The sequence below is a fragment of the Chryseobacterium ureilyticum genome (genome assembly GCF_900156735.1).
In the GTDB taxonomy this organism is placed as follows: Bacteria; Bacteroidota; Bacteroidia; order Flavobacteriales; family Weeksellaceae; genus Chryseobacterium; species Chryseobacterium ureilyticum.
In genome coordinates this window covers 224,305-249,900 of record NZ_FTOL01000005.1, presented here as the reverse complement: position 1 = coordinate 249,900, position 25,596 = coordinate 224,305, and the positions used below count along the sequence as shown (strand labels likewise).

14 protein-coding genes are annotated in these 25,596 nt (G+C 35.6%); 6 read left to right on the top strand and 8 right to left on the bottom strand.

The genetic code is table 11. The features are described 5' to 3' along the window. Positions 1–49 precede the first annotated feature (49 nt). Positions 50–979 (top strand): DUF4349 domain-containing protein, encoded by a 930-nt coding sequence (locus BW983_RS15815; RefSeq protein WP_076552907.1) that lies wholly within the window; start codon positions 50–52, stop codon positions 977–979. Between the two features lie 413 nt (positions 980–1,392). Here the strand turns inward: BW983_RS15815 and BW983_RS15810 are convergent, their stop codons facing one another. Both BW983_RS15810 and BW983_RS15805 read right to left on the bottom strand, forming a co-directional pair. Then, positions 1,393–1,758: a hypothetical protein gene (locus BW983_RS15810; RefSeq protein WP_076552860.1), complete on the bottom strand. Its 366-nt coding sequence runs from the start codon at positions 1,756–1,758 to the stop codon at positions 1,393–1,395. Between the two features lie 22 nt (positions 1,759–1,780). Continuing rightward, positions 1,781–2,920 carry an acyl-CoA dehydrogenase family protein gene (locus tag BW983_RS15805; RefSeq protein WP_076552859.1) on the bottom strand — a complete coding sequence of 380 codons (1,140 nt, stop codon included), beginning with the start codon at positions 2,918–2,920 and terminating at the stop codon, positions 1,781–1,783. Between the two features lie 354 nt (positions 2,921–3,274). On the opposite strand from BW983_RS15805, the gene BW983_RS15800 reads away from it, so the two are divergent. After that, positions 3,275–5,053 (top strand): AMP-dependent synthetase/ligase, encoded by a 1,779-nt coding sequence (locus BW983_RS15800; RefSeq protein ID WP_076552858.1) that lies wholly within the window; start codon positions 3,275–3,277, stop codon positions 5,051–5,053. Positions 5,054–5,386: 333 nt separating this feature from the next. On the opposite strand, the gene BW983_RS15795 is transcribed toward BW983_RS15800, so the two are convergent. The 3 genes from BW983_RS15795 to BW983_RS15785 form a co-directional block, all read right to left on the bottom strand. Further along, a complete protein-coding gene (locus BW983_RS15795) occupies positions 5,387–6,163 on the bottom strand; it encodes a zinc ribbon domain-containing protein (protein WP_076552857.1) in 777 nt (258 codons plus the stop codon). A gap of 2 nt (positions 6,164–6,165) precedes the next feature. Next, the gene (locus BW983_RS15790; protein WP_076552856.1) at positions 6,166–7,263 is read right to left on the bottom strand and encodes a Nif3-like dinuclear metal center hexameric protein; all 1,098 of its coding nucleotides are present in this window, start codon (positions 7,261–7,263) and stop codon (positions 6,166–6,168) included. A 124-nt stretch (positions 7,264–7,387) separates the two neighbouring features. Continuing rightward, positions 7,388–8,236, bottom strand: a complete 849-nt coding sequence (locus BW983_RS15785) for a hypothetical protein (protein ID WP_076552855.1) — start codon at positions 8,234–8,236, stop codon at positions 7,388–7,390. A gap of 249 nt (positions 8,237–8,485) precedes the next feature. Between BW983_RS15785 and BW983_RS15780 the strand changes: the two genes are divergently transcribed. Together BW983_RS15780 and BW983_RS24115 are read left to right on the top strand one after the other, a co-directional pair. Further along, positions 8,486–9,313 carry an ion transporter gene (locus BW983_RS15780; RefSeq protein WP_076552854.1) on the top strand — a complete coding sequence of 276 codons (828 nt, stop codon included), beginning with the start codon at positions 8,486–8,488 and terminating at the stop codon, positions 9,311–9,313. 43 nt (positions 9,314–9,356) lie between these two features. Further along, positions 9,357–9,515, top strand: a complete 159-nt coding sequence (locus BW983_RS24115) for a hypothetical protein (RefSeq protein ID WP_167370001.1) — start codon at positions 9,357–9,359, stop codon at positions 9,513–9,515. A 163-nt stretch (positions 9,516–9,678) separates the two neighbouring features. Here the strand turns inward: BW983_RS24115 and BW983_RS15775 are convergent, their stop codons facing one another. The 3 genes from BW983_RS15775 to dnaE form a co-directional block, all read right to left on the bottom strand. After that, entirely contained in the window at positions 9,679–12,060 is a 2,382-nt protein-coding gene (locus BW983_RS15775) for a T9SS type A sorting domain-containing protein (RefSeq protein WP_084184525.1), read from the bottom strand. A 123-nt stretch (positions 12,061–12,183) separates the two neighbouring features. After that, positions 12,184–15,693, bottom strand: a complete 3,510-nt coding sequence (locus BW983_RS15770; protein WP_084184523.1) for a T9SS type A sorting domain-containing protein — start codon at positions 15,691–15,693, stop codon at positions 12,184–12,186. Positions 15,694–16,009: 316 nt separating this feature from the next. Next, a complete protein-coding gene (dnaE, locus tag BW983_RS15765; RefSeq protein ID WP_076552851.1) occupies positions 16,010–20,680 on the bottom strand; it encodes a DNA polymerase III subunit alpha in 4,671 nt (1,556 codons plus the stop codon). Between the two features lie 271 nt (positions 20,681–20,951). Between dnaE and BW983_RS15760 the strand changes: the two genes are divergently transcribed. Further along, complete coding sequence (locus tag BW983_RS15760) at positions 20,952–23,105, top strand: S8 family peptidase (RefSeq protein WP_076552850.1); 2,154 nt, start codon at positions 20,952–20,954, stop codon at positions 23,103–23,105. A 319-nt stretch (positions 23,106–23,424) separates the two neighbouring features. Next, positions 23,425–25,572, top strand: coding sequence for a S8 family peptidase (locus tag BW983_RS15755; protein WP_076552849.1), 2,148 nt, complete (start codon positions 23,425–23,427; stop codon positions 25,570–25,572). The last annotated feature ends 24 nt before the right edge of the window (positions 25,573–25,596 follow it).

Sequence of the window (25,596 nt, the reverse complement as noted above, 5' to 3'; positions counted from 1 at the left end):
GTGCTTCAGAAGCTTCATGACTAATTTTACTTCATCAAAAAATAATATTATGAAAAAGTTCATATTACTAGTTACGATATCTGGCGCTTTTATTGCGTGTAGCCAAAAAGGTGGAGTTTCCAAACTAGAGGAAGCCGCTAATAGTATAGACAGTACAGCTGCTGTTGCATCAGATGCTATTGATAATGCCAGCAAAACAGCAAGCCAGGCACTTGATTCTGCAAGTATCAGAATAAAAGATATTGAAGGTGTTAAAAATGACATTCAGGATAAAATAGAAAATACTTCGAAAATGGTAGATTCTTTATCTGAAAAAATTGCTTCTACAAAACTGGAATCGAAAGTCGAGAAAAAAGATTCTACAGCTCAGAAGTCTGAAAAAATCGTTGTCAATGTTCCCGCACCCAAAGTTATTAAAGAAACAAAGGTTATTTATAAAGAAAAACCTAAAAATGACAACTATGAACTAAATGTACCTAAAGATAAAATGGTGAAAACCGGTTATCTTGTGATAAAAGCGGATAATGCAGAAACTGTAAAAGAAATAATCAGAGAAGAAGCTATCAAAAATAACGGATATGTTAAAAGTGAAAACCAATCTTATATTGAATCAGCCAATCAGCGTGATGAAAACCAAAAGGTTTACAGTTTGAACATCAAAGTACCAATTCAGCATTTTGATGGATTAATAGAAGCCTTAAACAGTAATATCGGAGATATTGAAACCAAAGACATCCAGGTTACAGGACGTAACTATGTTGACAATACTATCTGTAGCATCGACGTCAATATCACAGATAAAACCGAAATTGAAAAAGAGCCTAAAACCTTTGGCGGAAAATCATTAGCCGCCATTGAATCAGGATGGGATGTCATTACTTCCATTTTCCTTTTCCTTCTTCCGTTATGGCCTATATACCTGATTGGTGGTGCCGGATATTATTTTTATAAAAAGAAAAGCAACAACATTCCTAAATAAGTATTTTCAATAGATTTTAAAGTCCATCCTTAGGGGTGGATTTTTTGATTTTGAATATGGAAAGTATTTATTTTAAACCATAGATTCTCTTTCTTTGATTATAGGGTGAGATTGCTTCGATATACTCACCATCACACAGTTGTGATATTTGTGAAATTATTTGTGGGATTTGTGTTTTAATTTTTAGGTTTTGGCTAAAGCCCACCTCTATTGATGTTGATATCCGAATGGATAATGATTATGGCTATAGTTATTTAACGACAAGATCTTTTATCACTCATAAAATTAGCCCCGATAGTAACGGTTACCCCACAGCAAGGATTGGGCAAAGCTTGGCGCGAGGAGTATAAGTGGATAGCGGGAAAAAGCTACTAAAAGAAAAAGACTCCCAATACAATTGGAAGTCTTTCAAATTATTTCATGTTCACTACTTTGTCTACGACAAATTTTGTGTTTCCTCTCCACGGAAGCGCACCATTGTATTCTTTGTAATGGAGATCAAAGGTTTTACCGCTGTTTGTTTCCAATTGCTTGAAAACTTCAGGATCATCTACAGAAAATTCAAACTCATAGCTTGTAATTGTTCCTGTTTTACCTTTTCCAAATCCTTCCTGAATCAGTTTACCTTCATAAGTTTTGAAGACATAGCCTTTTTTCATAGCATAATTCAGGTATCCAGATTTTACACCTTCTCCAAAAACGAAGAAGTACTTATACCATACAAATACTCCTAACAATAGCAGTACGACGCCGAGGGTAATCCACAAAGATTTTTTCATAGGTAGTGTGTTTTGTTAATTTTTATTTTGCGATACTTCTTGAGATCACAATTTTCTGGATTTCAGAAGTTCCTTCGTAGATCTGAGTGATTTTTGCATCTCTCATTAATCTTTCTACGTGATATTCTTTAACGTATCCATATCCACCGTGAATCTGTACAGCTTCAATAGTAGTATCCATTGCAACTTGAGAAGAGTATAATTTTGCCATAGCTCCGCTTTCAGAGATGTCTTTTCCTGCATCTTTCTCACAAGCTGCTTTGAAACATAACATTCTTGCTGCTGTAATCTGAGTAGCCATATCAGCTAATTTGAATGCGATAGCCTGGTGGTTGATGATCTCTGTTTTGAATGCTTTTCTTGTCTTAGCATATTTTAAAGCCAATTCATAAGCACCAGAAGCAATACCTAAAGCCTGAGAAGCAATACCGATTCTTCCTCCGTTCAATACAGCCATTGCAAAATTGAAACCAAATCCGTCAGCACCAATTCTGTTTTCCTTTGGAACTTTTACATTGTTGAAGATCAAAGAGTGTGTATCACTTCCTCTGATTCCCAATTTATCTTCTTTTACTCCTACTTCAAAACCTTCCCAACCTCTTTCTACGATGAAAGCGTTGATACCTTTATGCTTTTTCTCAGGATCTGTCTGTGCAATTACGATATAGTAAGTAGCTGTTCCACCGTTAGTGATCCAGTTTTTGATACCATTTAAAAGGTAATAATCTCCTTTGTCTTCAGCAGTTGTTTTCTGAGAAGTTGCGTCAGAACCAGCTTCTGGCTCAGATAAAGCAAATGCTCCAATCACTTGTCCGCTTGCCAGTGGAGTAAGATATTTTACTTTTTGTTCTTCTGAAGCAAACTTTTCAAGACCGGCACAAACCAATGAGTTGTTTACAGACATTACAACCGCAGCAGATGCATCTACTTTTGCAATCTCCTCCATTGCCAGCACGTAAGAAATACTGTCCATACCTGCTCCTCCGTATTTTGGGTCAACCATCATACCTAAAAGTCCCATTTCACCCATTTTTTTCACCTGTTCAACAGGGAATTTCTGGTCACGGTCTCTTTCAATAACTCCAGGTAATAGTTCGTTTTGTGCAAAATCTCTTGCCGCCTGCTGAATCATCAGCTGTTCTTCCGATAAATTAAAGTCCATAAAAAAAATAATTAGATAGCCGTAAATTTACACTTTTTAAGCAAATCTGAAAAAATAAATTAGGTTGATGGAAAAGACTGTAATAAAGGGAGATGGAAATGCATACAATTCGGGATATAAGATACAGGATATGAATATAAAATGTAATCTATAAAATTCATATTATTTAACAAAAATGAGCAATATCTCTAAAAAAAGGCTTATAATTTTCCGAATGTTTTTGACGGTATGGCATCCCTTATGATAGAATATATTATGGCAGACATTCAACTTATTTCTAATTATCACATTCAGATGTCTACAATTAAAAAAAATGCTTATATTTAAATTTCTTTATAAATTATTTAAAAAATCATGACGATCAAGAGATTATTCGATATTCCGCACTATGCTTTAGAAAAATATCCTAAAACGGATATGTTTGTAACAAAGTATCATGGTGAATGGAAAAAAACTTCTACCCAGGAGTTTATTAATGAGGGAAATAAGATATCCAGAGGATTATTGAAGCTAGGTATAAAACCTGGTGATAAGATCGCTTTGATTACTACCAATTCCCGTACGGAATGGGCAATTATGGATTTTGGATTATCACAGATTGGTGTGGTTTCAGTACCGGTATATCCAAGTATTTCTCCAGAAGATTATGAATTTATATTCAACAACGCAGAAATACAATATTGTTTTGTTTCGGACAAAGAGCTTCTTAATAAAGTAATGAAAGTAAAGCATAACATTCCTAGTTTACAGGGAATCTTTACTTTTGATAAAATAAGTGGTGCCGCCAACTGGAGTGAAATTATTGATCTCGGGGAAGACGAATCTACCCAAATTGAAGTAGAAGATCTTTCCAATGCTATCAATACAGAAGATCTTGCCACCATTATCTATACTTCCGGAACCACAGGAAGACCTAAAGGAGTAATGCTTACTAACAATAACATTGTTTCCAATGTATTGGGTTCTATTCCAAGAATTCCGAAGAAAAAAAGCCTGGATTATAAAGAAACAAGGGCATTAAGCTTCCTTCCTATCTGTCATATCTTTGAAAGAATGCTTTTCTACCTTTACCAATACAACGGTTTTTCTCTTTATTTTGCTGAAAGTATCGAAAAAATGGGTGAAAATGTAAAAGAGGTAAAACCTCATTACATGACTGTTGTTCCAAGGTTAGTGGAAAAAGTATATGATAAAATTTATAACACAGGTTCTTCTGCAGGAGGATTAAAATCAAAAATCTTCTTTTGGGCTTTGAACCTTATTACCAAAAAGAAATCCGTATCAAAACCATCAGGAATTCAAGAGCTTATTGCTGATAAATTGGTATTCTCTAAATGGAGAGAAGGTTTAGGAGGAGAAATCATAACTTTAGTTTCAGGATCTGCTGCATTATCTACAAGATTGAATTTAATGTTCCAGAATGCTGGAATTCCTATTCTGGAAGGATATGGTTTAACGGAAACCTCTCCGGTAATTTCCGTAAACAGTTTTGAAAAAATGAAAGTAGGAACCGTTGGCGTTCCTTTAGATAACCTACAGGTAAAAATTCAGGAAGATGGTGAGATTACAGTAAAAGGTCCATCTGTATTTAAAGGATATTTCCAGAATGATGAGATGACAAGAGAAGCATTCACAGAAGAAGGATTCTTTAAAACAGGAGATATAGGACACATTGACAGTGATGGTTTCTTACAAATTACCGACCGTAAAAAGGAAATGTTCAAAACATCCGGAGGTAAATATATCGCTCCACAAACCATTGAAAACCTTGCAAAAGCATCAAAGTTCATTGAACAAATTATGGTAGTGGGTGATGGTGAAAAAATGCCTTGCGCACTGGTACAGCCTGATTTTGAATTTGCAAAAAGCTGGGCAATGAGAAACAATCTCAACATTGGTTCCACACCGGCTGAAATTGCCAACAGCCCTGAGCTTAAGCAAAGAATTGAAAAGGAAATGGATGGCATCAATGAACACCTTGGAAACTGGGAAAAAATCAAAAAAATTGAATTAACTCCTGAAGTTTGGAGCATTGAGACTGGGCTTCTGACTCCTACTCTGAAACTGAAGAGAAAGGCTGTTAAAGAGAAGTTTATTGCTCTCTATAATAAGATGTATGAACATCATGAATAAATAATATAAACCGCTTCGTTTTGAAGCGGTTTTTTTATGCGTTTTAATCTTGATGGATGATTAGATTTTGGCTAAAGTAAATGGATTTTTTTTATTTTTTAAAACGGGCTAAAGTCCGTTTCTATTGAATTCTTTAATCTCTCGCAGATTTTGCTGATGACGCAGATTTTTTAAATACAACTTACTTTATTTTGTAAGAATGTAGCTTTATATTTTATTCTGTTATCATTCGTCGGAATAATAGAGGAACTGCTGGATAACTTGTGTTATTTGGTTTAAACAAAAAAAGCTGTTTCAAAATGAAACAGCTTTTATATTGTTGAAAATCAATAATTAGAATTTAATTACAGAATTCATTCTTTCGTTTTCTTCCATTACCAACTCATCGTCAACAAGGATTTTCCCAGAGTGCTCATCAATGATGATTTTCTTTCTCTGAGCGATTTCCATTTGCTTTTGTGGTGGAATAGTGAAGAAAGATCCTTTTGGAGCTCCTCTTTCTAATCCTACTACAGCAAGACCATTGATAGAGTTTGTTCTGATTCTGTTGTAAGAAGCTAATAATCTCTCATCGATTTTACCTGCATATTCTTTAGACTGCTCTAATAAATATTCTTCTTCTTTTTGAGTTTCAGAAATAAGCCCTTCTAGTTCTTCTTTCTTGAATTTCAAGTGGTTTTTCAAATCGTTGATCTTTGTGTTCAACTCGCTTAAAGTTTCGTTTTTGTGAGCAATTTTAGCTCCGAATTCTTTAATTCTTTTTTCAGCAAGTTGAATTTCCAGATCCTGGAATTCCATTTCTTTCCCTAAAGCTTCAAACTCTTTATTGTTTCTTACGTTATCCTGTTGAGATTTGTATTTCTCAATTAAAGTTTTTGCATGGTTAATAACTTCATGCTTTGTTTTGATCTGATCGTCCTGATCTTTGATGTCTGCATGAAATTTTTCAGCTCTTTTTTCAAGACCTTCAATCTCGATTTCAAGATCTTCAACTTCAATTGGCAATTCTCCTCTAGTATTTCGGATTTCATCCAATCTTGAATCAATGATCTGTAAATCGTATAAAGCTCTTAATTTTTCTTCAACTGAAATATCGTTGGTTTTTGCCATATTTAAATGAAATAATTTACTGGGTTTGTTTTTTCAATAGATTTTGAAATTGCAAATGTACTAAATTTTTGTGATAAAATTTCAAATAATTGTTGACTTACAAATTGTTCTGATTCATAATGTCCTATATCACAGATCAGCATTTTAGACTCAGCAAGAAAATAGTCGTGGTATTTAAGATCTCCTGTAAGGTAAACATCACATTTTTTGGCAACTGCAGACCGAATTCCACTGGCTCCAGAACCTCCCAACACTCCTACTCTTTTAATTTTTTTGTTATTAAATGCGGAGTGTTTAATGACTTCCAAACCAAATTTTTCTTTTACAAATTTAAGGAAATCCTGTTCCTCCATTTCCTCTTCCAATTCACCGTACATTCCCAGCCCTGCATGATGATTCTTGTTATCAAGACTATATACCTGATAAGCGACTTCTTCATATGGATGAGCGGATTTCATTACTCCAATAATCTGTCCTTCTTTAGGAGTTTCAAAAATTACGGAGATCATATCTTCATCTGCATTCTCACGAACATTTTGTTGCCCTGAAAATGGATTTGAACCTTCAGTTGGTCTGAATGTTCCGTTTCCATTGACTGTAAAACTGCATTCATCATAAAAACCTATACTTCCGGCGCCGGCAGAGAACATTGCTTCTTTTACTTTTTCCGAATAGTCTTTAGGCACGAAGACAGTCAGTTGTTTTAAATTATTCTCTTTTGGCTGAAGAATTTTCATGTTTTTTAGCCCCAGTTGACTGCATATTCCATGGTTTACACCAAAGAAGTCATTATCAAAAGCTGTATGAATGGCATAAATGGCAATTTTGTTTTCTATAGCTTTCAATACTGCTCTTTCTACATAATTTTTTCCGGTTAAAGATTTTAGCCCGGAAAATATAATAGGATGAAAACATACAATCAGATTAAGGTTTTTCTCAATGGCTTCTTCTACCACGTTTTCCAGAGCATCGTGACAAACCAGAATTCCTGATACTTCACGGTCCGGCACTCCGCATAATAATCCAACATTATCAAAGTCCTCTGCCTGTCTGATACTTATCTCCTCTTCTATTTTTGAAATTACAGTTCTTAGCTTCATTTAGTCTATATTTTACAGTACAGCGAAGATATTAATTTTACGAGGATTCATGAAAACTTATCTGTAATAAAAAAGCCGGACCTTACGGACCGACTTCATTTAATCTTAATCATAAAAAATTTTCTTAGTCTTTGAACAGTGATACTCTTGTAAATGACTCTACAGTGACGTTACAACCTGTATCTGATTCCACAAAAAGCTGATATCCTTTTCCCGGTGCTAGACTTGCAGGGTCTGCAATGGTATAGAAATAAAATGTAAGAAGTTTTCCCGAACCACTTGAACCGCTCGGAAGAAGCTGGATAGAATTTACTTCAAACCCTGAATCGGGATTTAAAAATGTAGCCTTTACTGATCCTGATGAATTGGACCCGGGAGTAACATTGGCAATAAGTCTCCAAACATGTACCTGTCCTGAAATTTCGTTTTCCCTCCATTTTCCGGATGTACCATCATAAATATTTGCGGTAAGACCAGGGAACGGCACTGTTGTTTCGGGCCAGCTAGTAGTGGGACTTGCTGCAAAAACTAATGGTGTAGCATAGAGCACCTGCTGTCTTGGACCATATGTATTTCCTGATGCTACTAAATTGAGGGAAGGTTTGGCATTTGCGTTTCCAGAATTCACTTTAACGACACCGTCATTACCAGCCTGAGAGGATGTGGGAACAAAAAGCTGTCTCCAGAGGGTACCGTCCCAATACTGGAAGTTGTTCGTTGTCGTATTAAAAATAAGGGTTCCTGCAGTAAGACTCGTATTGACAACACCTGCAGGAGGTACTGTTAAAACATCATTATCAGCAAGGTAGGTATCTCTATCGGTATCGGTAAGACGGGGAATAAGAATACCTTTCTGATTGGATACAATATCTAGTATTGTAGCTCCATTTGGAGATGTAGTATTAATCCCAACCTGAGCATACGAAAAACAATATACCAAAATCGGAATAAATGTGGTTAATAATTTTCTCATGATCGTACTTTTTGTAGGATAAAATTACAAACTCCATTTAAAAATATGTTAAAAAATAAATTTTTATTTGTCATATTTTATTTGTAAATTAAATAACATAACTAACTGAAAACCATGATATTTAATTGTAATAATTCACTTTTAAATGATGAAAAAATCTTTAACAATTTAAACTTTCTTTTAACAGTCCGATATTTAACACATACTTGGCTAAAATTATTAACTTCGCTGGGAAATAACTTAATTTAAATGGAAAGAGAACATAACCTTGTTCCTGAAGACAAACTTTGGAAAAGATTCCTCTATCGAATAATTTATCGCTCCGATACGAGACTCGGTAAACTCTTTGATATTATATTGTTATCATTAATTCTTGCAAGTACTGCCATTATCATGATGGAAAGTGTGCCGTTATTGGACAAAAGATTCCACTATACTTTTCTTGTCTTGGAATGGGTAATTTCTATATTCTTCACTGTAGAATATACTATGCGAATTGCGGTAGTAAAAAATAAACGGAATTATATTTTCAGCTTCTTTGGGGTCATAGATTTTCTCTCTCTGGTACCTTTTTTTCTTAGTTTTTTCTTTCCAATCACAAAATACTTCTTGATTTTCAGAATGTTGAGAATGTTGAGGATTTTTAGAATCTTCAATTTGCTGGATTTTATGAACGACGGCTATCTTATTGTAAGAGCATTAAAAAACAGTTCAAGAAAAATCTATATATTCCTTTTATTTTTAATCATTTTCTCGGTCATTGTCGGATCTTTAATGTTTATGGTGGAAGGAGGAAGACAAGGGTTTGAAACAATTCCACAGTCTATTTATTGGGCTGTAGTAACGGTAACCACTGTTGGATACGGGGACGTCTCTCCTATCACTCCAATGGGTAAATTCTTTGCTGTTATTCTGATGCTTGCAGGTTATTCTATCATTGCAGTTCCTACCGGAATTGTAACGGCTGAAATGAGAAATAAAAGACAGAACCTGGAAATGATTTGCGAGCGCTGTGGTAACGAAGATATTGATGATGATGCAAGATACTGCAAACAATGTGGCAAGAAATTAGCTTAATATTTGGTATTAGTTTAATTTATTCACCAAATACCACAAAATCATGGAACCAAAAAAGAAAAACAAACCGAATGGTCTGGTCATCATTCTCTTTGGACTTATCGTACTTATGATTATCATTTATTTTATTCTTGTCATGTTCTTCCCTACTGTTTTTGATCTGCTGAATACAGGTGATATACAACCGGTACCGGATAAATAATAAACAACAGGTAATAGTGATAAGCGACAAATAGTAGTTAGAATAAAAAAGATGATCGGAATAATTCCGATCATCTTTTTTATAGATATTCAAAAAAATAAAACTGAAATTCATTGAATATAAAAAAAGACGGATCAATGATCCGTCTTTTATGAATTACTAATTATTTTTTAATGGCTTTTACGGTTTGTTTTGATCCGTCTTTCATATTTAACACTATGATATACATTCCTTGTTTTAAGTCTGCTAAATAAAGAGATGAAGAAGGTTTATCAATCGTTTTCACTATTCTTCCGGAAACATCCACGATATAAACAGATTTCACGTCCTCTACTTTTGAAATATTTAAAACCTCAGCGAATGGATTCGGGTAAACTTTTATTTCTTTTTTAACTTTAGAAGTTTCTGAAGTTCCCAACGTTTCTTTGTTAATCGTAATCGTAAACGTTCCTTCGATCTGATCTTCATCATCAGCATAACCACCTACATTTACATAGTACACAGTTCCCGCAACCGTTGAAACTGATATAGCTTCTCCTTCTCCTGAAGAACCACTATCAGCTCTTCCTACGCAAGTAAGGCTACCACAGCTCCCTGAAAATACTCCAATTTCGGCATCAAAATAACTATTTGCCGGTATTGATAGAGCAATATCATAAACGGTACCATCACCTGTAAAGGTAAACCATGTTCCATCATTCATTCCATTGTTAGCACAAGCAGTGATAAATCCATTATTATTAGTTGCTCCAGCTGCATCAGATTGAGTATAGTTGTAAGGGAATACAGATGCTACTAAAGCATTTGCACAATCATCATTTGCAGGAACCGGAGGTAACGTTCCAATACAGATATCAAAACTTTGAGCTTCATCAGAATACTCAGTAAATACTCTTATATAATAGGTTTGTCCTACCGTAAGACCCGTAACTAATTTTGAGCCTTCATATGATTGCGAACATACCACGCTCGTTAAATTTGTACAATCACCATTAAATACCTGGAATGCCGCTCCATAACTATATTCCTCTCCAATAGAAACCATGTTACTTAATGAAATAAAATGAGAAGTTGCAGTTGCTGTAAATTTATACCAAACATCATCATCTGCTTCACCTTCACAAGGAGTTATATCTACACCAGAGTCACTAGCTCCCAATGTATGCCCAGATGTTTTAACTCCGCAATTCATATCTTGGTTAACAGTTAATGTTACTGCTGTTGCACAATCATCATTTGTAGGCGGCGGTGGCAATGTTCCTACACATATATTAAAGTTTTGAGCATATCCGTCTCCAAAATAACTGTAAACTCTTACATAATAGGTTTCACCTACTGTAAGGTTTGAAGCCACTGCAGATCCACTATCACCGCACACGAGACTTGACAAACCATCACAACCACCACTCAAAATCTGAAAATTAAGAGAGGTACTATTCTCGCTCCCCGCAGAAGTGATATTCATAAGTGATACAATATGAGAAGTTTGCGTAGCAGTAAATTTGTACCATACATCATCATCAGCATTACCATAGCAAGGATCTGGATCTAAACCTGAATCCGTTGCAGAAAGTGTAGATCCTGCGACTGAGCTAGCACAATTCATATCAGGATTCACCGTCAGATTGACAGCACCTATACATTCATCATTTGCTGGCTGAGGAGGTACAGTTTTAAATTTGAATTCAGTACAGCCTGAAGCATCTCCTCCGGTCCCTACTGAAATTACTCTTAAATAATGAGTAGTATTAAGTGCAAGCGGCGCTGTTGGAGTAAAGGTTGTCGTTGCTACTAATTGTTGATTGACAACATCTGTTCCGCCTGGTGTTGTTCCTATTGATATTTTATAACCGGTAGCTCCAGACATTGAAGACCATTTAATTTCAGGTAAAGCGGGTACTGCATTTGAATTATTCGCAGGATAATTTATTGTAGTACATAAAGGTATTGAACTTGGAGTAAGCCCTGTAAAAGTAACAACAGATCTATATTCTATAAGGCTTCCGGTTGGAGGCGTTGCCGGATCCGGATTGGTATCATCATTTCTGTAGGCAATTGTCTTGTATTGAGTTGAGCTTGCTCCAAATACATGAAATATATTATTACCGTCATAACCCGGGGCATTTTCATCTATTGCAACTACTAAATTCTGGGTGTTATTATAAGGGAAGGGTGTTGTAAACACTACCTCTACCACTCCATTGTCGTTAGTTACCGTTCCTGAGTATACTTCCGTTAATTCACTAAGAGGAACCCAACTGGTAGTGGAGGCAAAATTGGTAACTCCAGTATGTCCAAGATAAACAGTCCATTCATCAGAATCATCAATATTTTCATTAGGTCCTATATAAAACTTAAGTCCCGTAATGTTTCCTGCTGCATTAGCATTGATTTCCTGTTTTGTAAAAATCTGCTGGGTATAGGAGTACCCATAGTATGTATTTACCGGTGCAATTCCGGTGCTTGTGCTCCCTTCACCTAATGTAATTTGAGCACTAAGAACCATGCTTACTGTCAGCAAGCACAAGAGTAAGAATTTCTTCATATACAATTTTTTAAGGTGTTAATAGATTACCAATTTAACAATATTTTTAATACAACATTAAAAAAATATTAAAAAAAAGCGACAACTTTTAAGTTGCCGCTTCAAATAACTATATTAACAGATTTATTTCTTAATTGATTTAATAATCTGTCTTGATCCATCTTTCATATTTAATATCACAAGATACATTCCCTGTTTCAAATCTCCCAATTGAAGAACAGATGACGGTGTATTAATAGTTTTCACTACTCTTCCCGCAAGGTCTACAACGGAAACTGACTGTATTTTGGATATATCTGAAATATTCAGAACATCAGTAAATGGATTTGGATAAACTTTGATCTCGTTTTTAACTACTGAAGTTTCAGAAGTTGCCAATGATGCATCGTAAGCTGAGATCTTAAAATCACCATCTGGTTTTGATCCATACCTCCAAACACTCACATAGATTACTGAACCTGGAGTCTGTCCTGTAACAGAAACTTTAGAGAAAATATTAGTTGTTGTAACAATATCATCATTACAACCCAAAGAAATAAATGAACCACAAGTTCCGCTATACACTTCCATAATAGAATCATTGAATGATGAACCTGGCGCGGCACCAGTCTCAACCGTAACACTTCCTGATGGCGGCACCACAACGGTGAACCATACATTATTTACATTGTTAGATGCTGTAGTTACACATGAAGAAGTCCCATTGGTACTAGCAGATGTGTTGCTTGCTATAATTGCATTGGCATTAAAATTCGCACCAGGCGTCAAAGCTATAGCACCCGCACAATCGTCATTAACAGGCGGCGGAGGTGTTGTTCCTACACAAATCTTAAAGTTATTCGAATATCCTGAGCCATTCGAATTATAAACTCTTATATAATAAGTCTGTCCAGCTGTCAACCCTTCAACTACAGCCGTACCTGAAGTAGAACATTTAACACTGGTCAATGTTCCGCAAGCCCCGCTAAATACCTGTAAATATAAGCTGGTAGAAGAATTAATTCCCGTAGAAACGATATCAGATAACTTAACTACATGTGACGCTCCAGTAGCTGTAAAAGTATACCAAACATCATCATCAGGAGTTCCTGAACAAGAACCTGTTGATACATTAGAATTCGTTGCACTTGTTGTAGTTCCCGCAGTTACCGTTGTACATGTTAAAGTAGGATTTACCGTTAAAGGTACCGCATTTGCACAATCATCATTAGCAGGTGGCGGAGGTGGCGTTCCTACGCAAATATTAAAGCTATTTGAATATCCTGAACCATTTGAATTATATAATCTAATATAATAAGTTTGTCCTACTGTAAGCCCTTCAGCCATAGTTACGGATGCAGTTGTACATTTAACACTGGTTAATGTTCCACATGCACCACTCATCACCTGCATATATAAGCTGGTAGATGAACTACTTCCCGTAGAAACAATATTGGATAATGTAATAATATGAGAAGGATTTGTAGCTGTAAAAGTATACCAGACATCATCATCTGCAGTTCCTGTACATGGAGATATTGGCACATTTGAATTGGTAGCACTATGAGTAGTTCCCGCAGTTACTACTGCACAGTTGGTCGTTGGATTTACTGTTAAAGCAATAGCACCTGCACAGTCATCATTAGATGGTGGTACCGGAGTTGTCACACAAATATTGAATGTATTAGCATTTCCAGGACCTGTACTGGAATTATAAACTCTTACATAATAAGTACTTCCCGCAGTCAAACCTGTTAACACAGCTGGTGAACCATAACTAGTATCACATAAAACACTTGTCATTGATCCACAAGCACCTCCTAATACTTGTAAATATAAACTTGTAGAACTAGTTGTACCTACCGATACCACATCTGTTAAAGCAACAACATGAGATGCAGAAGTTGCCACAAATGAATACCAAACATCATCGTCCGCAGTTCCTGTACAAGGAGCAATTGCCACTCCTGAATCGGTAGCACCTAATGTAGTTCCCGCTACCGGGTTTGTACATAATGAAGTAGCACTTACCGTCAAAGGAACAGCAGTAGAACATTCATTATTTGCAGGTGCAGCAGGTAATGTTCCAATACAAATATCAAAACTCGCTGTATAACCTGCACCTGAATCAAAAGTATAAACCCTTACATAATAAGTCTGTCCGGGAGTTAACTCTGAAATAGTAGCACTATCAGGATCATTACAAATTAAATTGGTGAAATTTCCACAAGTACCACTCAATACCTGAAAATACATATCTGTTGTAGAGCTAGCTCCCGTTGATACAACATTAGATAAACTAACCGTATGCGCTGCTCCGGTGGCTACAAAACTATACCATACATCATCATCCGGTGCCCCGCTAAATCCTGAACACGTTGGCATTCCTGAAGAAAGCGTTCCTCCAAGCGTATTTCCTGTTCCTTTAATCGTACAGCTACTCATATCGGGATTTACTCCTAAAGGAATAGCATTTGCACAATCATCATTAGCAGGTGGTGCATATTTTGTTGTAAATTTTCTCACCGTACATGATGCAGAAGTACTATTTGATCCTTGATATGAATTTACCGTATAATGATAAGTTGTATTGTAATTTAAATTGGAAGGGAAAGTATATGTCAATACATCACCTAAATCTACATTATTAAGAATTTCAGTCCCACCAGCAGTAGTTCCTACCGTCAATCTATATCCTGTAGCACCAGAAACGGCAGTCCAGCTTATAGTAGGAGTAATTACTGTATTTGTAGCATTGCTTGCGGGTAAAGAAACACTAGGACAACCTATAACTGAGGTAGTAAAACTGGTTTCTGTACATGCCGTAGCATTCCCAAAGCTATTTGCAGGAATAATTTTCACATAATAAGTCGTTGAATAATTTAAAGGAGTAGCAGTAGGAATTGTATAGGTAAGAACATTCCCAACATTTAAATTATTAATCACATCACTTCCTCCAGGAGTAGTTCCTACATTAATAGTATATGATGAAGCTCCTGCCGCACCATTCCATTTAAGCACAGGTGTTCTGGAAATACCGGTAGCCGCATTTGTTGGAGCAGTTAATGTTGTACAACCTGGAACATCCACAACAGGCTGATTTAATTTTACCTCATCAAAACCTATATAAAAATCTGCAGGAGACGTAAAACTTCCAGTAAGTTTGAATTTAAAATTAGCTCCAGCCGGAACAGCTCCCGCGGGAAGCGTTCCTGAAACAGTAGTACATGGAACCGGAGATGAATTTGGGTTATTAAGAACCACAGGAGTCATTAATGGCACCCAGGTAGTTCCGCCATCAATTGAATACTCTGCTGAAACTCCCCCCTTAATAGCTCCGGAAGTTCCAAAACCTTTTGCAGCATACTGAAAAGAGTAATCAAGAGCCAAACCATTGGAATAAGTTGTAGAATAAATAACATTTTGAGCCGTAACACCGGAATAGATATTTCTGTATACCATATTGGTTCCGGCACACGCTGTACCATTTGTCCACATTCCGATAGAAGCGTTTTGTGTAGCAGAAGAAGGTAATGCAGAATAGCTCCATCCCGAAGGAAGTGCACTACTACCCTCAAAGCCGTCATTGACCTGAATCTGTGCCGAAGCTCCTATTCCGAGGGACATCAAACACATCAGTAGAGTTTTTTTCATAAATAGTAATAATAATAGTTAAGGCAATAAATGTATAAAATATTTAACACAATATCATAAATTATTAAAAATTATTAATTACAACACTAAAAAACAAAATTATTTTTAAATAAAATTAAACATATATTTAGTTTTTAACATATTTGAAACAAATATCAACATAAAACCATAAAGCGATAATAATCAATTAATTAACCAAAAATCTAAAACCCTACCTAGTCTATTTTATTTGATATTAATGTAAACTATAATAACTCTTAAAAACAAAAAAAGTGACAAAAATGCCACTTTTAAAAATTTATATATTTTTATTATTTTAATTTAAATAGAACTCATATTTATTGAGCAACTGAATTTCTTTAATCAAGTCTCCGTTCAAATCAACCGAATGTTTCATAGACTGAACTTCAATATGAGAATCATCTTCAATATTTTTAATAAAGAATTTTAATTTTTGATTTCCTTTATTTCGATCAAGAACCGTTCTGAAGAAATCAAGGTCTTCAGGTCTTACATCCATCACATCCATGACAAGAGAGATACTTTTTGCAAATCTTTCAAATGCTTCCTGAAGCTCAATCACATCATTCACATTTACAAAAACTCTTCCGTCTTTCACCTGAGCAAATTTGATTTTAAAAATCACAAATCTCTGAACCTCAAGCTTTTCCTTCAATCTCATGTAATCTCTATCTCCCAATCTGAAAGAATAAGAACCGGAATAATCTTCCAGCGTCACAAAAGCTACTTTCTCACCACTTCTGAAACCATCCTGAACTCTATATTCAGTAATTAAACCTGCCACGGTATACTCTTTTCCACCGCCGCCATTTTCTCTTTCTTTCTGAAGCGTCTTCCAATCTTTCTTTTTTTCTTCAAACAGTTCATCCGGCTTATTGGCAAAAGCCTGCTCTTTATAAGCATCCACCTCATCAAGGTTCAAAAATCCGAAAGTTCCTTTTGGTTCAGCTTTTTTAGTAGTTTCTTCTATTACTTCTTCTTCTCCCGCAACAACATCATCTGAAACAATTTCTGTAATATCAACTGTCTCATCCTGAGAATCCTGCTCTAGAACAGGAGCTTCATCTGTTACCGCTTTTTCTTCCTCCTCTTTTTCTAATACATTCTTCTTGGAAAGCCTTCCCTGCATAAACTGGAACTGATATTTAAATTCATCCAGCGGGTGGGCAGAAAGATAGAATCCAATGATTTCTTTTTCTTTATTAAGCAAATGCATGTTTGGCCACTCCGGACAAGGAGGTAATTTCGGCTGCTCGATCTGAACTTCATCAGCAAAATCAGCAAATAGAGAGTGCTCCATCTCATTTTTACTTTCCTGGAAGCTCTGCCCATATCTGATCAGTCTTTCAAGATTTGTTCTTCCCGCCATGTCAATATCAAAATACTGACCTCTGTGGAAAGCATCCAATTCGTCAAATGCTCCTGCAAGTACTAAACTTTCTGCAACTCTTTTATTCATTTGAGATGGCAAGATCCTTTCAAAGAAATCATAGATATTTTTAAATCGTCCGTTTGCTCTTTCTCTTGTTATTCCTTCACTCGGTCCTTCACCAATTCCCTTAATCGCTCCTAAGCCAAAACGAATCTGTCCTTTTTCGTTTACAGAGAATTTGTATTGAGATTCATTTACATCCGGTCCTAAAACATCCACTCCCATACTTTTACAATCTTCCATGAACATGGTAATTGAATCCGTATTGTTAATGTTGTTACTCATTACACTTGCCATGTATTCGGCAGGATAATTTGCTTTTAAATAGGCTGTCTGATAAGCAATAAAGGCATAACAGGTAGAGTGAGATTTATTAAATGCATATTCAGCGAAGGCTTTCCAGTCATTCCAGATTTTCTCCAGTCTTTCTTCATTCAGATTGTTTTTTCTTCCGCCTTCAATGAATTTAGGATACATTTTATTAAGAACATCGATCTGTTTTTTACCCATTGCCTTTCTCAAGGTATCGGCTTCACCTTTTGTAAAGTTTGCCAGTTTTTGGGATAAAAGCATTACCTGCTCCTGATAAACAGTAATTCCGTAAGTTTCCTTTAAGTATTCCTCTGTTTCAGGCAAGTCATAAACGATCTCTTCAATTCCGTGCTTTCTATTAATAAAGTTTGGAATATATTTAATAGGACCCGGTCTGTACAATGCATTCATGGCAATAAGGTCGGCAAAAACTGTAGGCTTCAGCTCCCTCATGTATTTTTGCATCCCTGGACTTTCATACTGGAAAATCCCGACTGTACGTCCTTCTTTAAATAGTTGATAGGTTTTTGTATCATCTAATGGGATCAAATCGGGGTCAATATCAAGTCCATATCTTGCTTTAACCAATTTCAATGCATCCTTAATGATGGTTAATGTCCTAAGCCCTAGGAAGTCCATTTTCAAAAGACCGGCACTCTCTGCAACAGAGTTATCAAACTGTGATACTAAGATATCCGCATCTTTTGCAGCAATTGTCACCGGAACAAGATTACTGACATCTTCCGGGGTAATGATTACACCACAGGCGTGAATCCCGGTATTTCTGATACAGCCTTCCATCTTTTTAGCACTTGCCAAAACTCCATGTCGTGCATCATCAGGACTGTTAAGAACATATCTCATTTCATCAACGAGCATCTGGTCTTCCGGTTTTAATTTATCATATTTAGCTAAAGCTTTTGCAATATTCATCCCCGGACTTGGAGGAATCAGCTTAGCGATATTATTTGTATCAGGAATAGGTACGTCCAAAACTCTTCCGGCATCTTTAATGGCAGATTTCCCACCTAATACCGAATAAGTAATAATCTGCGCTACCTGAGTTTTTCCATATTTTTCAACTACCCATTTGATAATTTTGTCTCGACCTTCATCATCAAAGTCAATATCAATATCGGGCATTGAAACCCTTTCCGGATTCAGGAATCTCTCAAAAAGGAGGTCGTATTTAATAGGGTCTACATTGGTAATTCCAATACAGTAAGCCACTGCAGATCCCGCCGCAGAACCCCTTCCGGGACCTACCCAAACGCCCATATTACGAGCTTCATTACAAAAATCCTGTACAATAAGGAAGTACCCCGGATATCCGGTGTTGGCAATTACTTCAAGCTCGAAATCAAGACGTTCTTTAATTTCATCTGTAATGCCACCAAACGGATCATATCTCTTCTTTGCTCCTTCATAAGTAAGGTAGGTAAGATAAGCCATCTCCCCACGTTTCCCTCCATCTACCTCATCTTCTGCATGAATAAACTCTTCAGGAATATCAAATTTTGGAAGAAGTACATCTCTTTTTAATGTATAGGGTTTAAACTTTGCAAAAAATTCTTCATAAGCCTCAAACGCATCAGGATACGCCAAAAACGCTTCCTTAATTTCATCGGAATTTTTAATATAATATTCTCCGGTTGAAAGCCCTCTTCTCTTACCAAACCCCTTCCCTACTGGAGTTGACAGTTTTTCACCATCTTTAATACAACTCACAATATCCTGAATATTAGAGTCGTCTTTATTGGTATAAAAGGTTTCGTTCTGAGCTAATATTTTAACATTATATTTATCAGCAAAATATAACAAAACTTCGTTCAAGTGTTCTTCTTCAGGTAATTTATGGTTTTGAAGCTGTACATAGAAATCATCTTCAAAAGTATCCTTCCACCATTTGAAAAGCTCTTCCCCTTTCTGCTCACCTGTATTCAGGACTGCATCCGGAATATCTCCAAGAATCCCTGATGTAAGAGCAATCAGTCCTTCTTTGTACTCAGCAATCAGTTCACGGCTTATCCTTGGAACTCCGAAGTAAAAACCTTTCAGAAACCCTATACTGGAAAGCTTTGCCAGATTTTTATATCCGTTGGAATCCTTTGCTAAAAGTACAACCTGAGTCCTTCTATCCGGATCATCTTTGGTAAACTGTTTTTGTTCGTAACGATCTGAAATATAAAACTCACAGCCCACAACTGGAATTAAAGGTTCAGAAACCGGTTCTTCTTCATTGAATTCAGTTCCGTTTTCTTCTGCTTCCTGTTTTTTTGCTAAATATTCTTTATGTTTTTTTGCACGATCACCATTGGCGCCTTCTACCGCTGAAACAAATTTGAAAGCCCCCATCATATTCCCCAGATCTACCATTCCGACAGCAGGGAAATTTTCTTCTGAAGCTTTTTTGATCAGGTCATTTATACTCGAAGTCGCCGTCAGTGTAGAAAAAACACTATGATTATCAAAATTGAAATATTTACCAAGATCAATCTCATCAATACTTCCGAAATCCTGCTGCTTTTTCTTATTATGAAAATCAGCAACCTGCCTTCTGATAACAATATTGAAAGGCTTAATCGGATCTGGATAAAGACTTCTGAAGTAACTTAACTGATCTTCTGATATTTTCAGTACATCAGCTGGAACCACTCCTATCCTTACCATTTCGAAGAAAGCTCTAGCCGTTGCATTTACGTCGGCGGCTGCATTGTGGGCTTCATCAAACTTATTTCCGTATAATTTTTCGTAAAGTTCTTCAAGTTTCGGTGGTTTGAATCTACCTCCTCTACCTCCGCCCAGCTGACAGAAATCGGTTCCTAAGATCATGGTATCAGCCTTAGGTTTTTCCTGTAAGTTATCCTTTATATTTTTTCTGTAGAATTCTGCTCCTACAATATTGTAATCAAATTCTACATTATGCCCGGAAACTACTCTTACCTTATCAAGAACTTTAGAAAATTCTTCTAAAATTTCCTGAAGATCACGACCTTCTTCATTCGCTATCTTCGTCGTAATCCCATGAATCCTTGCCGCATTAAAGGGAATATCATACCCTTCAGGTTTTATGATATAATCCTGATTTTCAATTAAATTACCATCATCATCATGCACCTGCCATGCAATCTGCACCATTCTTGGCCAGTTATCAGAATCTGAAAGCGGGGCGTTGAAATTTTTTGGTAAACCGGTTGTTTCTGTGTCAAAAATTAAATACATATAATTTTCTAACTTTTATAAAAAAGAGAATGTAAAGTTACTTCATTTTTTTTAATAACTAATGTAAAACCACAATACAAAGAATGATTAATATTTTACATATTTAAAAATAAAAACAACATACAAAACAATACAAAAACACAAAGTAATACATTAAATAATTACACAATACTCAAACTAAAACAATAATTATTTAATAAAAACTACATCAATTTGATAATTTTAACATATATTTGAGCAATTACAATTTTTTAATATTTTACCAACCATTATGAAGAAACATTTACTTTTGGTCGGCACTTTAGCTATTTCAATGCTAAGTGCGCAAAACAATGAAGGATTAAAAAGAGAGTTTGAAAGACAAAACAAAGAGAATAGCGCTAAGTTTGACTCTTATGTTGCAAAAAAGTATGGAAGCACTGCAAAGTCAGCTGACATTCAGAAAAAAATTGAAGAAGAAAAAGCTAACCTAGCAGGGTTTTTCCGTAACAAACCTTATTTCTACCAAGCAGATGATCAAAGTCAAATTTTGAACAACAATGTAGATGCTTTAACTACGGCGGGTAGTGTTGCTGGATTGGCAGGAGCTTTCAATGGAGAAGGAATACTTTATACCATATTTGATGGAGGAAGAATTTATGCCGCACACCCTGCATTTAGCAATACAGCTGGCAGAATTACTAACAAAGAGGCTGATACAAATCCATACAGTGCACATTCTACTGGTGTTGCTAGTATTGTAGGTGCAAAATCATCTCCCCTAACCGCAACAGCTCCTGATGGGACAACAAGCAGCGGAAATGCAATGGGAATAGCATTAAATTCGACAATGAATTCTTATAGATTTGCTACAACAACCCTACCTGGTAACACAGCAACTAGTAATGTATTCCAAAAAATTGTCATAGCTCAGCCAAAAATCTCTAACCACTCCTATGGAAATAATGCAGGATGGAATATTGCAACTGTTTCCGGCGCAACCGCTCTGGTTTGGAATGGTGATTACTATCCTGCTACCGCTACTGAACCTTATGCTACTTTTGATCTACAAGGCACCTATTTTACTAATGATCAAAACTATGATAACATTGTATATACCAATCCTACAAATGTTATTGTAAAATCTGCAGGTAACTATTTTGGTATGGGACCTGCTTTACCAGGTGCATCAGCAGCTCCTAAGTATTACACAAACGAAAATGGAAATCTTACTTTATTTACAGCAACAGATACCCTTCCAGCAACAAACTGTGGTAACGGTGGAGACTGTATAGGACCTGGTTCTCTAGCTAAAAACATTATTGTCGTAGCTGCTACAGAAGTTATCACTACTAATAACTTTAGATATAACACTTCAACAGATGTTGTAAAAGCTGATTATAGTAGTGCCGGACCTAGAGATGATGGGGGTATTAAACCAGATATTGCAGCTCCGGGATCAGATATATGGATGGCATCAACTGCACAAGACACTATAGGAAGCGTTGCTTGGCAAATCAACAGCGGTACTTCAATGTCTGCACCTCAGGTAACAGGGATTATCGGACTTTGGATGCAAATATATAAATCAATGTTTAATAATGCAGATATGAACGCTGCTACAGCTAAAACATTGACAGTACATTCAGCATATGAAGCAGGAACCGTAGGTCCTGATGCATGGTATGGTTGGGGATATATCAACGCTAAAAAAGGTGCTGAACTTTTAGTTGGAAAGTCTAACAATACTGTAATTTTCAATGAAGAGACTTTAAACAACGGAAGTACAAATACCAAAATCGTAAAAGCTTCAGGAAGTGAACCTCTTAAAGTAACGATTTCCTGGATTGACCCAGAATTTAAACTTCCTCAAAATATCAGTTGGGAAGCTGCGTACAATAACAGAACTTCTAGACTTATAAATGATCTAGATTTAAGAATTACTGACACCACTACGAATACAGTATATATGCCATGGAAGCTTAATCCTATTAACCCAACAGCTCCAGCAATTAAAGGCGACAACACTGTTGACAATGTAGAACAAGTAATTATTGACGCTCCTGTTACAGGAAGAGACTACAAGATTGAAATCTTTCACAAAGGAACATTGGTGAACAACGCTACTCCAGGTGTGACAGCTCCTCAAAACTATTCAATCATTGTAACAGGTCATACTGCAGGTTCATTAGGAACTAAAGAAGGCAGTAGAGCTTTAAGCGAGCTTGCTATTGCACCTTCTATTACTAAAGATGTAACTAATATCTTAAATGCTCCTAAAAAATCTACATTCACAATTTATGACCTTTCAGGTAAAAAATTACAAAGCGGAAACATCAATAGTGACAAAGAATCTGTTGACTTATCGGCTTACACAAAAGGAATTTACATCATTGAAGTAAAAACCGACAAAGATGTAGTTGCTAAAAAAGTGATTAAAGAGTAATTTATCACTATAAAATAAATCTATAAAAGGATATCGAATTTCGGTATCCTTTTTTTATGCTTTCAATAAAATACCACCAACGCATCCTTTACAAACAATAAAAAGTAAGAAAAAGCAAACTTTTCGCCTTCTTTCCACTGCATTTCTCCTAAAAATCAAACTATCAAAAACAGAAAAAAACCAAAATTATAAACAATAAATTAAATATTCAATAACAATTTAAATCAAAACAACAATTATTCACACCAAATAAATAAACAAAACACTTAATTCATATATTTGATAAAACACAAAAATCTTTAAACATTTATCATATACTATGAAGAAAATCTTTATTTCGATTAGTGTTTTTGCTTTAACATTAGCAAATGCACAACAGAAAAATGAAACTCTGATGAAAGAGTTTGAAAAACAGAGAATAGAAAACAACAAAAAATTTGATGCTTATGTAGCAAAGCGTTACGGGAGTAACAAAAATCCAGAAACTTTAAAAGAAATTGATGAACTAAAAACTAGTCTTGCGGGGTTTACAGATAGCAATAAGCCCTATTTTTATAAAGTTCATGATATGGATCAAATTAAAAATTCTAATTCCGATTACTTACAAGGAGGTAATATTACTGGACTAACTGGATCTTTTAATGGTGAAAATATAAAATTTACTATTTTTGATGGTAGTACAGTATCTGGTAATGCCAGAGTATACGCTAATCATACTCTTTTCAATAATGCTCCTGGAAGAATTACCAATAAAGAAAGCAGCAATCTTAATTACGGTGATCACGCTACTGCTGTCGCTAGTTTCATTGGAGCAAGGGACTTTCCTTACACTTTCCCCCAAAACGGAAGACAAGTCAATTTTAAAGGTATTGCCCCTAATTGTACAATAGATGCATATTCTTTTGGAAATTCTATACTACAAGGAGAAACAACATCAAAAAATGTGTTTGAAAAAATCTTAACAGCACAACCAAATATTTCTAATCATTCTTATGGCATCAGTGCAGGCTGGGATGTTATAGAAGTTAACAATACTCAAGCCTGGGGATGGCACGGAAGCTTTACACCATCCAATACGACATATGATATGCAGGGTTCTTATATTCTTAATGATAGACTGTATGATTTACTTGTTTATAGCGACCCATCTTATATTATTATAAAATCTGCTGGAAATTCTTTTGGAATGGGAAGCAACGCTTATTTACCAGCAACAGCTAATTTTAAAAAATATTATGTAAATACCGGAAGTTGGGTAGAGTTTGCCACTACAGATACCCCTCCCGCTGTAAACTGTGCACAAGGATACGATTGCATATCTCCCGGATCTGTAGCCAAAAATATTATTTCTGTTGCTGCTTCAGATAGAATTACAGCAAATAATGGAAGATATATTGCATCTGCAGATGTTATCCATTCATCATATAGTAGTGCAGGTCCTAGAGATGATGGTGGTATTAAACCTGACATTACAGCTGTTGGAACTAATGTAGCAAGTGCTACTACTGGAAATGATTCAGTAGGAAGTAACGGTGTAGCAATCGGAAGCGGAACATCTTATTCCGCACCAATTGTTACAGGAATCATTGGTCTTTGGACTCAAATTAACAAACAATTATTTTCAGGTAGTTTGTTAAATGCAGCATCTGCAAAAACTTTAATGATCCATTCTGCTTTGGAAGCAGGCAGCAATCCTGGACCAGATGCTCAATTTGGCTGGGGCTTCATCAATGCTAAAAAAGGAGCTGAGCTACTTGTAGGAAAATCTAATAACACCATTATTTTTAATGATGAAGTATTAACAAGTGGTACTTCGAACAAAAAAACAGTTGTTGCTTCAGGAAGCGAACCACTAAAAGTTACTATTTCATGGGTAGATCCTGAATATCCAAATGTTGATAATAATACTTCTTTAGCTAACCTGAACAATAATAGAATTTCAAAATTAATGAATGATTTAGATTTGAGAATTATTGATGCAAGCAACAATATTGTTTATCTTCCATGGAGACTTGATTACAATAACCCTTTAACAGCATTAAAAGGAGATAACACTGTAGATAATGTTGAACAGGTAATAGTAGATAATCCTGTAGCTGGAAGAAATTATAGAATAGAAATTACAAACAAAGGTATACTTCGAAACAATAGTAATGAAAACGCCCCTCAGAATTATTCAATCATTGTAACCGGTCATTCTGAATTATTAGGAACCAAAGATTCTAAGGCGGGGGCTTTAAGTAACCTTATCATTTCACCCTCCGTTACAAAAGATGTCACAAACATTCTAAAAGCTCCTAAAAAATCAGCATTTATTATTTATGATATGTCCGGCAAAAAACTACAAAGCGGAACAATCAATAGCGAAAAGGAAACAATTGATTTATCGACATATACAAAAGGAATTTATATCATCGAAATAAAAACAGACAATGACATCATCACTAAAAAAGTCATTAAAGAATAATCATCAAAACCATAATTTTATTAC

What these genes read in the sequence shown, in the direction of transcription:
- BW983_RS15785 (WP_076552855.1), bottom strand. Translation starts at nt 8,236, where the DNA reads ATGAGAAAATTATTAACCACATTTATTCCGATTTTGGTATATTGTTTT.
- BW983_RS15810 (WP_076552860.1), bottom strand. Translation starts at nt 1,758, where the DNA reads ATGAAAAAATCTTTGTGGATTACCCTCGGCGTCGTACTGCTATTGTTA.
- BW983_RS15780 (WP_076552854.1), top strand. Translation starts at nt 8,486, where the DNA reads ATGGAAAGAGAACATAACCTTGTTCCTGAAGACAAACTTTGGAAAAGA.
- BW983_RS24115 (WP_167370001.1), top strand. Translation starts at nt 9,357, where the DNA reads ATGGAACCAAAAAAGAAAAACAAACCGAATGGTCTGGTCATCATTCTC.
- BW983_RS15755 (WP_076552849.1), top strand. Translation starts at nt 23,425, where the DNA reads ATGAAGAAAATCTTTATTTCGATTAGTGTTTTTGCTTTAACATTAGCA.
- BW983_RS15800 (WP_076552858.1), top strand. Translation starts at nt 3,275, where the DNA reads ATGACGATCAAGAGATTATTCGATATTCCGCACTATGCTTTAGAAAAA.
- BW983_RS15775 (WP_084184525.1), bottom strand. Translation starts at nt 12,060, where the DNA reads ATGAAGAAATTCTTACTCTTGTGCTTGCTGACAGTAAGCATGGTTCTT.
- dnaE (WP_076552851.1), bottom strand. Translation starts at nt 20,680, where the DNA reads ATGTATTTAATTTTTGACACAGAAACAACCGGTTTACCAAAAAATTTC.
- BW983_RS15795 (WP_076552857.1), bottom strand. Translation starts at nt 6,163, where the DNA reads ATGGCAAAAACCAACGATATTTCAGTTGAAGAAAAATTAAGAGCTTTA.
- BW983_RS15805 (WP_076552859.1), bottom strand. Translation starts at nt 2,920, where the DNA reads ATGGACTTTAATTTATCGGAAGAACAGCTGATGATTCAGCAGGCGGCA.
- BW983_RS15815 (WP_076552907.1), top strand. Translation starts at nt 50, where the DNA reads ATGAAAAAGTTCATATTACTAGTTACGATATCTGGCGCTTTTATTGCG.
- BW983_RS15770 (WP_084184523.1), bottom strand. Translation starts at nt 15,693, where the DNA reads ATGAAAAAAACTCTACTGATGTGTTTGATGTCCCTCGGAATAGGAGCT.
- BW983_RS15760 (WP_076552850.1), top strand. Translation starts at nt 20,952, where the DNA reads ATGAAGAAACATTTACTTTTGGTCGGCACTTTAGCTATTTCAATGCTA.
- BW983_RS15790 (WP_076552856.1), bottom strand. Translation starts at nt 7,263, where the DNA reads ATGAAGCTAAGAACTGTAATTTCAAAAATAGAAGAGGAGATAAGTATC.